13 protein-coding genes are annotated in these 13711 nt (G+C 40.3%); 9 read left to right on the top strand and 4 right to left on the bottom strand.

The annotated features are described in order from the left end of the window. Positions 1–34: 34 nt before the first annotated feature. Positions 35–2011, bottom strand: coding sequence for an excinuclease ABC subunit UvrB (uvrB, locus tag SAR02S_RS07090; protein ID WP_041958180.1), 1977 nt, complete (start codon positions 2009–2011; stop codon positions 35–37). Positions 2012–2074: 63 nt separating this feature from the next. Between uvrB and SAR02S_RS07085 the strand changes: the two genes are divergently transcribed. From SAR02S_RS07085 to SAR02S_RS07050, 8 genes are all read left to right on the top strand, one after another. Then, positions 2075–2308 (top strand): hypothetical protein, encoded by a 234-nt coding sequence (locus SAR02S_RS07085; protein WP_041958178.1) that lies wholly within the window; start codon positions 2075–2077, stop codon positions 2306–2308. Further along, positions 2305–2523, top strand: coding sequence for a hypothetical protein (locus tag SAR02S_RS07080; protein ID WP_041958177.1), 219 nt, complete (start codon positions 2305–2307; stop codon positions 2521–2523). Before SAR02S_RS07085 ends, SAR02S_RS07080 begins: the two co-directional genes overlap by 4 nt. An 81-nt stretch (positions 2524–2604) precedes the next feature. Then, on the top strand, positions 2605–3108 hold the full coding sequence (locus tag SAR02S_RS13580) for a type II secretion system protein (protein WP_052433558.1): 504 nt from the start codon (positions 2605–2607) through the stop codon (positions 3106–3108). Then, complete coding sequence (locus SAR02S_RS07070; protein ID WP_041958175.1) at positions 3102–3599, top strand: prepilin-type N-terminal cleavage/methylation domain-containing protein; 498 nt, start codon at positions 3102–3104, stop codon at positions 3597–3599. Before SAR02S_RS13580 ends, SAR02S_RS07070 begins: the two co-directional genes overlap by 7 nt. Before the next feature lie 3 nt (positions 3600–3602). After that, positions 3603–5438, top strand: a complete 1836-nt coding sequence (locus SAR02S_RS07065; RefSeq protein WP_041958173.1) for a primosomal protein N' — start codon at positions 3603–3605, stop codon at positions 5436–5438. A gap of 78 nt (positions 5439–5516) precedes the next feature. Continuing rightward, positions 5517–6581, top strand: a complete 1065-nt coding sequence (gene ispG / locus SAR02S_RS07060) for a flavodoxin-dependent (E)-4-hydroxy-3-methylbut-2-enyl-diphosphate synthase (RefSeq protein ID WP_041958170.1) — start codon at positions 5517–5519, stop codon at positions 6579–6581. Further along, complete coding sequence (locus SAR02S_RS07055) at positions 6578–8008, top strand: replicative DNA helicase (RefSeq protein ID WP_041958169.1); 1431 nt, start codon at positions 6578–6580, stop codon at positions 8006–8008. The genes ispG and SAR02S_RS07055 overlap by 4 nt, the downstream gene beginning before the upstream one ends. Positions 8009–8010: 2 nt before the next feature. Continuing rightward, on the top strand, positions 8011–9273 hold the full coding sequence (locus tag SAR02S_RS07050; RefSeq protein ID WP_041958167.1) for a ComEC/Rec2 family competence protein: 1263 nt from the start codon (positions 8011–8013) through the stop codon (positions 9271–9273). Here the strand turns inward: SAR02S_RS07050 and SAR02S_RS07045 are convergent. The 3 genes from SAR02S_RS07045 to SAR02S_RS07035 are packed head-to-tail and all read right to left on the bottom strand — an operon-like array spanning position 9235 to position 12215. Next, the gene (locus SAR02S_RS07045; RefSeq protein ID WP_041958164.1) at positions 9235–10038 is read right to left on the bottom strand and encodes a YihY family inner membrane protein; all 804 of its coding nucleotides are present in this window, start codon (positions 10036–10038) and stop codon (positions 9235–9237) included. The genes SAR02S_RS07050 and SAR02S_RS07045 overlap by 39 nt on opposite strands. Then, complete coding sequence (locus SAR02S_RS07040; RefSeq protein ID WP_041958162.1) at positions 10039–11418, bottom strand: FAD-linked oxidase C-terminal domain-containing protein; 1380 nt, start codon at positions 11416–11418, stop codon at positions 10039–10041. Further along, complete coding sequence (locus SAR02S_RS07035; RefSeq protein ID WP_084218469.1) at positions 11409–12215, bottom strand: plasminogen-binding N-terminal domain-containing protein; 807 nt, start codon at positions 12213–12215, stop codon at positions 11409–11411. The genes SAR02S_RS07040 and SAR02S_RS07035 overlap by 10 nt, the downstream gene beginning before the upstream one ends. A gap of 156 nt (positions 12216–12371) precedes the next feature. Between SAR02S_RS07035 and SAR02S_RS07030 the strand changes: the two genes are divergently transcribed. Beyond that, entirely contained in the window at positions 12372–13544 is a 1173-nt protein-coding gene (locus SAR02S_RS07030) for a peptidoglycan DD-metalloendopeptidase family protein (protein ID WP_041958160.1), read from the top strand. The last annotated feature ends 167 nt before the right edge of the window (positions 13545–13711 follow it).

Below are 13711 nucleotides of genomic sequence, written 5' to 3'. Positions count from 1 at the left end.
TTTACTCCAAAATTCCTTTACATGTAAAGATTTTTTACATCTTTTTCAATTTTTCAATTTGATCGCGTAATTTCGCTGCTTTTTCAAACTCCAAAATCTTTGCTGCTTCGTGCATTGCCTTAGTAAGTTCGGTGATAATTTTCTTTTTTTCACTCGGTGGAATTTTGTCTTTTTTATCAAAGGTATTGTAGATGTCAGCATGCTCTTCGAGTTTTAAATTCTCATCCATTTTACGTGTGGTGCTGGTTGGTGTGATGTTGTGCTCTTGATTGTAGGTCTCTTGAATCGCACGCCTCCGTAAGGTTGTCTCAATTGCTTTTTGCATCGAGTCTGTAATTTTCTCTGCAAACATGATGACTCTGCCGTTTAGATTTCTAGCAGCGCGTCCCATGGTTTGAATAAGGCTGGTTTCCGAGCGTAAAAAGCCCTCTTTATCGGCATCCAAGATGGCGACAAGCGAAACCTCAGGAAGGTCAAGTCCTTCACGAAGAAGGTTAATGCCGACAAGTACGTCAAACTCTCCCACACGAAGTGAGCGAATAATCTGATTACGTTCAATCGCATCGATGTCGGAGTGCATGTATCTTATTTTGATACCAAGATCGGCGTAGTAGCGTGTTAGCTCTTCTGCCATCTTTTTCGTCAGCACCGTCACAAGGACTTTTTCATCTTTGGCTATCACTTCTTTGATCTTATCAAAAAGGGTTTCAACTTGGTTTTTACTGCTTAAAATTTCCACTTCAGGATCAAGAAGACCCGTTGGGCGGATGATCTGCTCGGCAGTATTATCACCGCTGAGTCCTAGCTCCAACTCTTTAGGTGTCGCACTGACAAAAAGGTAACGTGGTGCTTTGTTGATGAACTCATCAAACATCAAAGGGCGGTTATCAAGGGCACTGGGAAGCCTAAAACCATACTCAACCAAAACTTCTTTACGACTGCGATCGCCCGCGAACATACCGCGAAATTGTGGAAGACTGACGTGGGATTCATCGACGATGACCAGATATTCTTTGTTCATCGCTTCGAAATAGTCAAACAACGAGTAGGGCGTAGCACCTGGTTCAATGCCTGTAAGGTAGCGTGCGTAGTTTTCAACACCTTTACACGCTCCTGTGGAGCCTAGCATTTCAAGGTCAAATTCGACACGTTGTTTGAGGCGTTGGTACTCGACCAGTTTGTCCTCTTTTTTCAAGTATTGAAGCCGTTCCCCAAGCTCTTGCTCGATAGATTTGATGGCCTTTTGAAGCCTCTCGTGTCCGACAATGAACTGATTGGCTGCATAGATGACAACTTTGTTGAGATTTTGCAGTTTTTTGTTGAGAAAGACTTCAAAGTAGTTAATGCTCTCCACTTCATCACCAAAAAACTCCACTCGAACCGCCTCTTCTTCACTGTATGCTGGGTAAATGTCGATGACATCGCCACTAACCCTAAAACATCCTCGATCAAAAAAGGTGTCATTGCGTTTATACCCCATGTCGACGAGGCGCAAAAGAAGCTTTTTTTGGTTGATGGTATCACCCTTTTCGATGACTTGTACCATCTCTTTATACTCGCTCGGATCACCTAAGCCGTAGTTGGCAGAAACGGAAGCGACACAGATAACATCATCAAAACTAAGCAAAGAAGCAGTGGCACTAAGGCGCAAACGCTCTAATTCTTCATTGATAGAGCTGTCTTTTTCGATGAAAAGATCACTGCGTGGAATGTATGCCTCAGGCTGATAGTAGTCGTAATAGCTGATAAAATACTCCACATGGTTTTTAGGAAAAAAGCCCTTAAATTCGCTGTAAAGTTGCGCGGCAAGTGTTTTATTATGCGTCATGATAAGGGTAGGCATCTTTAGTTTTTGAATGATTTGCGCCATGGTGTAGGTTTTACCGCTTCCCGTAACACCAATGAGTGTTTGGTAGCGACTTCCTTTTTTAATAGACGCTACAAGCTTTTCGATGGCTTGCGGTTGGTCACCCGATGGTTGATAGGGACTTTCTAAATAAAATTCACTCATAGTTGATACTTTTCCCATTATTTTGTTACAATTATAGCAAACAGTCCACAACCGGAGTCGTAAATGTTTGAAGAAGAGAGAAACATTAGCACATTAACCCAAAAGATAACTGAACTTTTGGAAAAATACAAAGACCTTCTGGCTCAAAATGAAGCCCTTCGCCAAGAAGTAGTCAAAGCCAAAGCAATGGCAGAAGCTAAAAATGTGCAGATATCAAAACTAGAGCAAGATCTCATCAATAAAGATGTCAATGCCGATGATCTGCTCAGTAAAATCGAAGCAGTACTGGGTCGATGAGTAAAATAACCATTAGCCTTGGTGGCAAAGACTTTGACATCAAGTTAGAAGGTGCATTTGCCGAGCAATTTGAAGCCGACTTTAAAGAGAAGTTTAAAGGTAAAAGCACCATTGATCCTAAAGAGCTTCTGTTCGCTTACGTGGGCAAATGTTACGATAATTTTATGATAGAACAAGAGATCACAGCGCTTGTCAAGAAAATGGACGAAATTTAAGTCTGACTTTAAAAAAATTGTTATAAAATCGATTTCACATGGTCAATAAGTGTATTGATCAACACACATTAAGGAGTTTGTATGAAAAAAGGTTTCACGATGATCGAGTTGATCTTCGTTATTGTTATTTTAGGTATTTTAGCATCGGTAGCGATTCCGAAGCTTGCAGCAACGAGGGATGATGCAAAAGCTGCAGCACTTAAAACGGATATTGGAACAGTTCTCAATGCAGTTCCAGCATGGTATCAAGGACAGAAAGAGCTTACTATTGTTGGAGCGATGAGTTTTGATACTAGCATTTGGCAAAAAACAGCTTCTAAAGTAGAATATACATATAAAGAGAATAGTTCTGATTCTGACCATATAACAATAAAAATTGTAGATGCCAATAGCTCTGCTACTGCAGCAACGAGTGCATCAGTAACCTCTGCAGACCCTATTGCAAGTACATTTGTTTGGACTTTTGCTCCATGGTTAGTTGTTGATATTAATAGTTCGACAAACAATGGAATAGTCAAAGTCCTAACCAATATGGGTGTGACTAATACTCAAATTGGACTACGTGGATCAAGTGTTAAATGGTAAAAAGTTTAAAAGCTTGCTACTTTAAGCAGGGCGATATTCGTCCTGCTTTTACCATGGTTGAGCTTGTATTTGTTATTGTCATTCTTGGTATATTGGCAGCGGTTGCTATTCCACGACTTGGTGCTAGTCGTGATGATGCAGTTATTGTCAAAGGAAAATCGCAAATATCCGCTATTCGTAGTGGTATTGCTCTTCAAAAATCAAAACGTATGTTAGAAGGTACTGTACCTTTTATTCCTACAGCACTTGATACTATAGTAGCTGCGAGCGTAGATGGTAATAGACTTTTTAATTTTAATGATGGTAATACTTCAAATATCTTAGAATATCCAATTTTTTCACAATCCAATCAAGATGGTAGTTGGGTAAAAACAGCTGCAAATACATATGCTTTTAGAGTTATGGGTATTGTGCATTCCTTTTTTTATGATGCCAATACAGGTATATTTAATTGCACAGCGGGAACCTACTGCGACCAATTAACAAGATAGGTGATGTTTTACTATCATATTGCTCTTTTAAAATCTCCTCTTTCTCCTTTAACCTACCAGTCTGAGCAGATGCTCGAAGTTGGAAGTGTTGTTGAAGTCTCTCTTTCGAAACATACCACACATGGTGTTGTCATTGCCGAAGTTGCAAAACCTGATTTTGACTGCGAGTCTATTGCTCTTACATGTAAAACATTTTATCTTCCCAAAACGCTTGAACTTGCTCGTTTTATCGCAGAGTATTATGTCTGCTCTTTGGGTGAAGCGTTGAGTCTTTTTGTGCCTTATACCCAAAATACTTTACATGTAAACGAAACGATTGTGACAGATATAGCGCTTTCCATTGAACAACAAAAAGCGTATGAATTTATACAAACACATCCTATATCACTCCTTTTTGGCGATACGGGAAGTGGTAAAACTGAAATCTATATGAAACTCTTTGAGCAAACCATCAATGAAGGCAAACAAGCCATCTTTTTGCTTCCTGAAATTGGTCTGACACCTCAGATGAAAAACCGTTTGAAACATCATTTTGGAACACACGTTGCCATTTGGCATTCTAAGATTAGTGCGAAGAAAAAAGAGCAGATACTCAGTGATCTTCAAGAGGGAAAGGTTTCCATTATCGCAGGGACGCGTTCCGCACTTTTTTTACCAATGGCGCATCTTGGTTTGATCGTCGTTGATGAAGAGCATGATGAGAGTTATAAGTCGGGCAATCGTCCTCGCTACAACGCTAAAGATTTGGCGCTTCTTTTTGGACAAAAACTTGGATGTAAAGTGCTTCTAGGCAGTGCAACGCCCACTTTAGGTAGCTTTCACAAAGTTCCAACGTTTAGGCTTAAGGGCACATTTTTTGAGTCACAAAGTTACATCATGTACGACGATGGCGAGCATGGGCTAAGTTTTAAAATGACGCAAGCGATCCAAAAAGCGTTAAATGCCAAAAAACAAGTCATCGTCTTTTTACCAACACGTGCGAATTTTAAGTACATTACATGTAAAAGCTGTGGCGCAAATGTTGAGTGCCCATTTTGTAGCGTTGGGATGAGTATTCATCACAATATGAACGCGCTTAAATGCCATTACTGTAACTACACCGAAGTGATCCCAAAAGTGTGCCCAAAATGTGGGTGCGAAGAGATCGTGGCAACGCGCATGGGAACGGCAGAGGTCAGTCAAAAGCTTACGGAGCATTTTTCTGAGCATGTCGTGCAACAGTTTGACCGCGATGAGGTGAGAACCGAAAAACAGCTCTCTTCCATTTTGAGCGACTTTAATGAGCATAAAATCGACATTATGGTCGGCACTCAGATGCTCAGCAAAGGGCATGACTACCACGGTGTAGGGCTTGCCGTCATTCTTGGCGTAGATGCACTTTTAGGCATGAGCGATTTTAGATCGCGTGAAAAAACCTTAGCGTTGGTGCAACAAATCGCAGGACGAGCAGGGCGTAAAGGGTATGGCGAAGTGCTCATTCAGAGTAAAAATAGCGACTTTTTCAAGCACTACTTGAGTGATTTTGAACAGTTTTTAAACGATGAATTGGTGTTTCGAAAAGGGCTTTACCCTCCGTTTAAAAAGATGCTGAGACTGATGAGTTCTCACGTTAAAGATGAAAAAGCCAAAGAGTTGATCGAAAAAGTAGCTCTCATCGCACAAAATTTTCCGCAGGTCGAAGTGGTAGGACACGGCAAAGCCAACATCTCCAAAATAGCCAACAAATACCGCTATGAGCTCTTGGCGCGCAGTGACTCAAGCAAAGCGTTACTGGAACTTGCCCATGCTGTAAAACTTTTACATGTAGAAGCGGATATCGATCCGTTATCATTTTCTTAATATCAAAAAAGATATAATCACTTTATATTAAAAGACGTAGTGCAAACGTCTCATAGTTTCAACACTTTTGGATAAACAATGATCAAACGATACCCAACCAAACAAATTTTTGTCGGCAATGTTCCTGTGGGAGGCAATGCCAAAATACCTGTACAGTCGATGACGTTTTCTAAAACTCACGATGTGGAAGCTACGGTGGAACAAATTCGCCGTTTGCATTTTGCTGGAGCTGATATTGTGCGTGTGGCTGTGCCCGATTATGACGATGCACATGCGCTGAAAGCGATTAAAGAGCAATCCACTTTACCGATTGTTGCGGACATTCACTTTAACTACCGTTTGGCGTTGATTGCTGCGGAAGTGGTGGATTGTATTCGCATTAATCCTGGTAATATTGGTAACAAAGATCGCGTTAAAGAAGTGGTTAAAGCGTGTAATGAACGAGGTATTCCTATTCGCATTGGTGTGAACAGTGGAAGCTTAGAAAAAGAGTTTGATGAGAAGTATGGACCTACCGCTAAAGGTATGGTTGAGTCGGCTTTATATAACATCAAATACCTTGAAGACCTTGGCTTTACGAACATGAAAGTCTCGCTAAAAGCGAGCGATGTTGAGCGTACTGTTGAAGCGTATCGTATGCTTAGACCTTTGGTGGAGTATCCGTTTCATTTAGGCGTCACGGAAGCGGGGACACTGTTTCATTCGACCATCAAATCTTCTATTGCTTTGGGGACTCTTTTGTTGGATGGTATTGGTGACACGATGCGTGTTTCCATCACAGGTGAGCTTGAAGAAGAGATCAAAGTAGGGCGCGCTATTTTAAAAGACAGTGGGGTGGAAGCTGAAGGTTTAAACATCATCTCCTGCCCAACATGCGGGCGTTTGGAAGCTAACCTCGTCAAAGCCGTTGCTGAAGTAGAGCGTCGCACGAAACACATCAAAGCACCTCTCAACATTTCGGTTATGGGATGTGTGGTTAATGCCATTGGCGAAGCCAAGCATGCCGATGTTGCGATTGCTTTTGGAAAAGGACAGGGTCTTGTCATGGTTAAAGGTGAAGTGGTGGCAAAACTCAAAGAAGAAGACCTTGTCGATAAATTTTTAGAAGCCGTAGAGCTTGCTGCCAAGGAGTACAAAGCATGAGCAATCTGCACAATGTCAACATAGAGCGCTCGGTTCTTAGCTCCATTTTATTTAATCCTGCAACATTTGAAGATATAGCTGCGGTCATTAGCGCGAAAGATTTTTACTTGCCAAGTCATCGTTACATTTACGAAGCGATGGAGGCATGTGAGAGAGAAGACCTGCCGATTGATGAGGAGTTTATCAAGAAAAAGCTTAACCAACAAGGGCGTTTTGATGAAGACGCGATGTTGGAGATTCTCTCCACCAATCCTCTACCCGCCACTAAAGCATACGTGGAGGAGATTCGTGAAAAAGCGATCAAGCGAGAGCTTGTACAGCTGACCAGCGACATCAAAGAGATTGCTGTTGAGAAAGATTTACCGTCCAATGAAGTGGTTGATTTGGTTCAACAAAAGCTCTATCAGATCACACAAGAAAGCGGTAGTAAAGAGTTTCGTGAATCCCCTGAGATGACGCATGCGACCATTGCACACATTCATGAGATGAAAAAACGTGGAAATTCTGGTGTTGTTGGTGTGGACAGCGGATTTGCTGAAATCAACCGTTTGACCTCAGGTTTTGGCGAGGGCGATCTCATCATCGTTGCGGCGCGTCCTGCGATGGGTAAAACAGCTTTTTGTTTGAATTTGGCGCAAAATGCGTTAGATCGAGGTAAAGGCGTTGCGATCTTTTCCCTTGAGATGCCAGCCGAGCAGTTGATGCTCAGGATGCTGAGCGCAAAGACTTCCATTCCTCTTCAAAAGCTCAAAGTGGGCGATATGGGCGATGAACAGTGGGGAAGACTTACGAGCGCTGCGGATGAGATGAGTAAACGCAAATTTTTCGTGGACGATAATGGCTCAGTGGATATTCATAAAGTCAGAGCGAAGCTTCGCAAACTCAAGTCTCAACACCCAGAAATTTCTATGGCAATCATCGACTACTTGCAGTTGATGAGTTCGGCTGGAACGAGAGACAGACATATCGAGGTCAGTGATATCAGTCGTGGACTTAAACTTTTAGCCAGAGAGCTTAACATTCCTATCATCGCACTTTCGCAGCTTAACCGTGGGTTGGAAGCCAGAAGTGATAAACGCCCAATGCTAAGCGATCTTAGAGAGTCTGGTGCCATTGAGCAAGATGCAGACATGATCTTGTTTGTCTATCGTGACGATGTTTACCGTATGCGTGAAGAGAAAGAGAAAGAGCAAAAAGCCAGAACTGAGGGCAAAGAGTATAAAAGTGACTTTTTTGAAAGACCTGAAGAGTTAGCCGAAGTCATTGTCGGTAAAAATAGAAATGGACCTGTTGGTGTTGCCAACCTTGTTTTTCAAAAAGCGTGTACGCGCTTTGTGGATGGCGGAAAAAATTCTATTCCGATTGAAGTCGTCCAGTACAATGCCTCGATTTCCCAAGAGGCGAAGATTAGCTTGCCTCCACTGTAAGCATGTTAAACGTACCACTCTTTGTCAGTAAAAAGGAATTTTTTCTGACAGTTGCAGTGGTGCTTTTTGTTGCTTCATGTTCACTGCTTCTTGAATTCTACCATTTCCAAAAATTGACTCAAAATCCTTTACATGTAAACACTGCTACCGTGCTGAATCATTATGCTAAAACCAATGAAAAAGGGCGCACCTACGATGTTTTCAAGCTCAAATTAGATGGCAGTGGCGCAGAGGTTTATACCACGTCATGGCGCGTTACGTCTATACCTCTAAAAAGCCGTGTGAAGGTGAAACTGAAAGTCGATAAAGTCACTTTTTTAGACTATCTTAAAGGCTTTTTTGCACCTTCTTTGTCTTTGTATGAAATCTACGAAGATGACCCACCGCTTGATGTAAAGCCGCTCTATCGCTGGATCGACAATCAACATGAAAATGAAACGATAGCAAAGCTTTATAAAACACTGTTATTTGCAACGCCCATTTCAAAAGAACTTCGGGAGGAGGTTCAAAAATGGGGTATTTCGCATCTCATTGCTATTAGTGGCTACAATGTAGGCGTGATCTCTTTTCTGCTTTTCTTTTTTCTCAAACCGTTCTATCAATTTTTTCAAAGCCGTTATTTTCCCTACTGCAACGCCACCGCTGATCTCACGTTGGTAGTGCTTGTTGTGTTATTTGCCTACATGGTCATCATCGACTTTGTCCCCTCTTTTTTAAGAGCATTTGCTATGAGTGTTTTAGGCTTTTTCTTTTATTCAAGAGGCATAAAAGTACTTTCATTTCAGATGCTAGGGCTTACATCACTTGGGCTTTTAGCACTCTTTCCAACGCTTATTTTTTCGCTCTCTTTTTGGTTTTCCGTGGCGGGTGTTTTTTATCTTTTCCTTTTTTTACATCATTTTCAAAGTTTAAATCGTTGGGTATTGCTTGGCATCATTGATCTTGGCGTTTTTCTTTTAATGGTTCCCATCGTTCATACCTTTTTCCCTCTCTTTACGTTTTTACAACTGACATCGCCACTTTCAAGCCTTGTGTTTATCGTCTTTTACCCCTTAAGTGTACTTTTACATGTAATGAATCTAGGTGGAATTTTAGATGGGTATTTGCTAGATTTTTTACATGTAAAGACACAGAGTTATCTGTTGAGTTTTCCGTGGTGGGTATTGGTTTTGTATGTGGGAGTTTCGCTTGTGTCAATACGCTTTAAAGTTGCGCTTTATGGCTGTTTAGGCTTTGCGTTTCTCAGTCTCTTTTTCATTCAGTAAAAAGCAGAATTTCAATCCATAAAGATAGATAAACCATGAAAAATAGATCCATAAGAAGAAGAAAAGTAGAATGCTAAACGAGCCGTAGATGCTCAAATATGTTTTGTTATAGGTGACATAATAGACAAAAAGAATTTTCGAGATATACCAACACAAAGAGGCTGTAAACGAAGAAAGTAAGGCACTTTTGAGATGAATTTTGATTTTAGCGGAGACACTGTACATAATAAAATAAAGCCCCCACACGATAAAATAGGGTGTAAACCGAACAAGGTTGATAGAACTGGTAACTTCGCTACTTTCTAAAAACTCTTGTACCACCGCAGAGCTGTAAAAAAAGATGATGAGGCCAAGAGGCATGAGTGTCACCATCGTCCAGTAAGTAGAGAGTGCTTCCCAAAAACTGCGTGAGGGAATCTCAAAGATTTTGCTCACAATCTTTTCATAATCCAAAAAGAACATGATGGAAATATATAGAACAAAAATAATGCCTATAACACCCATATTGCCAGTATTTGCCATGAAATCGCGTAGATAGTGAATCATCACGTCTTGTTGTGTAGGAATTAGTGCGCTAAAAATAAACGTTTGAAGTTTCTCATAGTAAACCTCAAAAAGAGGCATTTTGGTGAAAATGCTAAAGGTTATAAGCAGAATTGGGATAAGCGCTAAAATCGTGTGAAAACTAAGTGAAGAGGCGTAGTGCGCAAGCTCTACGTCTCTTAGCTTTTTAAAAAACTCAACACAATTTTTAGTGCTTAACAATTAAAGTCCCATTTTTGCAGGGTTTAAAATATTGTTAGGATCAAATGCTGTTTTGATAGAACGGAAAAGTTCCATCTCCCCATCCGTAAAAGCAAGGTGCATAAACGGTGCTTTGCTCAGTCCTATGCCATGCTCTCCACTCAAAGTACCGCCAAGGGCTACAGTTGCTTTAAATATCTCTTCAATGGCTTGGTGCCCAATCTCAAGTTGTTTAGGATCACTTCCATCTACCATAACATTGGTGTGAACATTGCCATCACCTGTGTGTCCAAAACACGGAACAGTGACATGGTATTTTTCAGAAATTTTACGGATTTCACTCAAGAGAGCAGGGAGTTTACTACGTGGAACGGTGATGTCCTCGTTGAGTTTCTTACTACCATAGATGTTGATACATTGGCTGGCATTTCGTCTAGCAAACCAGAGATTTTTAGACTCATCCGGTGTTTGAGCGCGTTTAAAGCCACTGCATCCGTTTTCGCCAAATGCTTTTTCGATGACATCAAGTTGTTTCGTTAACTCTTCCTGTGAATTGCCATCAACATCTGTGATGAGAATAGCACCTGCATCTTTTGGAAGGCCTTTGTTGTATTTTTTCTCAACGGCATTAATGGAAAGATTGTCTAAAAACTCCATAGCCACAGGGGTTACACCTGCTGCCATGGTTTTATAAACTGCGTTCATTGCATCATCGACACTTGGGAAAATTCCCATAGCGGTTTGTGCCATCTTAGGTTTCGCGATCAGTTTGAGGGTAATCTCCGTAATACACGCAAGCGTTCCCTCGCTGGCAATAATAATACCCGCAATGTTATAACCAGCCACGTCTTTAATGGTACGTTTTCCAGCACGGATGATCTCTCCATTTGGAAGTACTGCACGAAGCGCCATAACGTAATCTTTAGTGATGCCATACTTCGCCGCACGCATACCGCCTGCATTTTCACTGACATTGCCCCCGATAGTAGAGTACTCTTCGCTCGCAGGATCTGGCGGATAAAAAAGGCCATGTTCTTCAACAGCTCGTTGCAATGCCATGTTAATAACACCAGGTTGAACGACAGCAACCATATTTTCCATGTCGATCTCTAATATCTTATTCATATGTTTTTCAAACGCTAAAATGATGCCACCACTTGCAGGTAATGCACCACCTGTAAAGCCACTTCCAGCTCCACGAGGAGTAATGATGATGTGATGTTCATTACAGTACTTTAAAATGTTACTTACATCTTCTTCATGGCGAGGAAAAATGACAGCATCAGGTTCATAGCGTGTACGTGTTGCATCGTAACAGTAGGCAATCAAATGTGCTTTATCATCATAAACATTGTCAGAACCGACAAGGTTTTTAAAGTAGTTAATGTGTTTTATTTCCATTGCGTATCTTTCTTTTCTACAACATCAAATGGTAATTTCAAAAGGATGCCATCAACGCCACTTCCTTTTAGCTCGTTTGTTTGACCTAAAATATAGGCATAGTAATTGTTGTAATCGGTTATTTTTGAACTATCCCAGCTAAACCATGTGCTATCAATATTTTTAATACGTGAATAAAAAGGAAGTTGTACTTCTCCATTATTGGTAATGTCAATATTTTTAACGATATTAAAATTATGGCAGTCAACAAAGTAGCCTTTATTTTGAATACCAAAAAAGATGATAGATGCGGCATTTTGATAACATGCTTGTTGGAAGATTTTTTTATCGGGATTTGGACGGTACAGTTTTGCTAAATAAGCGCCAACGATGTCAGGGTGAACCCATGTGATCGTGTTGAATTTTTTAGTTACTTCGGTATAAACACCTTGATTAGGAGTTACGATAAGTGCGCGATCGTAAAGATAGTTGATTGTTACTTCATCCCCTACGACTGGCTTGATGCCTGTATCAGGAAATGCACCTTGAGAAAGCATTTCAAATTTTTCAAGACGTAAAACAGCTTTTGTACCATTTTTACTGATGACATCGACACGTGCGATAATAGTTGTACTTTTCGCATCAAATTTATGGGTAACAACACCGCTTGCACCAACGATAAATTCTGGAGAATCAGCAATGACGATTTGTTTTTCATTGGCTTCTAAAACGTTCGTTTTATACTCTTTAAAAAACGATTCGGCCTGCGCAAAAGTGCCAAGTAAAAATAGACATACAACCAAAAATAGCTTGTTCAACGGGAACTCCTTGAAGGGTACATGACGCCCCTTTTATTTTTATGAAAGAGATTATACTATAACTGTTTTAAAAAAACTTCTTTTTCTCCAGAGAAGTGTTTTAGGCGTTTTGTAAGATTTGTTCAGATAAAATCGAAAAAGAACTAGGGGGTGCGAATGGCAAAAATCATAACATTATTATTTCTTTTTTTATCGTTTGCATCCGCTTCATACGTTGAAGAGTTGAAGTGGCCAAAGGGTGAAACGTTTCTGACATTTTTAGTCAAAAACAATTTACCACAATCGATTTATTATACGCTTGATAAAGAAGAACAAGAACTTGCCGCAGAAATTGTAGCGGGCGTTAAGTATCAGGTTCTTAAAAGTGAAGACAACCAATTAGAACAAGTCTTAATCCCAATTGGTGAAGAGCTTCAAATGCATATTAAGAAAAAAGATGACAAATTTATTATGGAAATCACGCCTATCATGCTTCAAAATGAGAAGCATGTTTTAGCCATAGAAATTCATAATTCACCTTATGTTGACATTCTTAGTGCTACCAATAATTATATTTTAGCCAATGAATTTGCCCAATCCTTTAAAGGAGAAGTTAACCTTCGTAACCTTCAAAAAGGCGATAAATTGGTACTTGTGTATCAACAAAAGCGTCGTCTTGGCAGACAATTTGGTTCTATGAAAATAGATGTTTCCATGATAGAGACAGCAAAAAAGAAAAATTATATTTTCTACTATAAAGAGAACTATTACGACATAAAAGGTCAAGAGTTAACCAGTTTTTTACTTTCAAATCCTGTTAATTACACGCGTATTTCATCTCCTTTTACACAAAACAGATGGCATCCTATTTTGCAAAAATACCGTGCGCATTTAGGTATTGACTATGCGGCAAGCGTTGGCACACCGGTGAAAGCTGCAGGTAATGGCAAAGTGTTGTTTGTGGGTGAAAAAGGAGGCTATGGCAATACGATTGAGATCAATCATGATAGTAGTTTCAAGACACTTTATGGTCATCTTAATGGCTTTGCTAAAGGTCTTCGTGGCGGACAAGGTGTTAAACAAGGTCAAGTTATTGGCTATGTGGGGAACACTGGCTTAAGCAGTGGACCGCATTTGCATTTTGGTTTGTATCGTAGCAATGTCGCGATCAATCCTGCAAGTGTTGTTAAAATTGCTAAAAGTGCGCTAGGCGGAAATGAACTTAAAGCCTTTATAGATTATACTATGGGACTTAGAAAAAAAGTTGATAATGCTTTAGAAACTGAGACACCGCCATTTAGAGAAGAGCTTTTTAATCTCTCTTATCCTTTAGAAAAAAGTCAAAGTTAGTTTTTACATGTAAACAAAATGAAACCGTTTTGCGATAGAATAAAGCTCTTGCAAAAAAGCAAGAATTTTTCTGCCTCGAAAGAGGCAAGCTTTAGCGCCATAGCGGCGAGCGTAGCTTCTTTGGCTTTGCCTAAGAAGCGTTAATAAATGATCAAAAAGAGTCCACT

This window comes from Sulfurospirillum arsenophilum NBRC 109478 (assembly GCF_000813345.1).
Classification (GTDB): Bacteria; Campylobacterota; Campylobacteria; order Campylobacterales; family Sulfurospirillaceae; genus Sulfurospirillum; species Sulfurospirillum arsenophilum.
The sequence above is the reverse complement of the archived record's forward strand: the minus strand, read 5'-3'. Positions and strand labels throughout refer to the sequence as shown.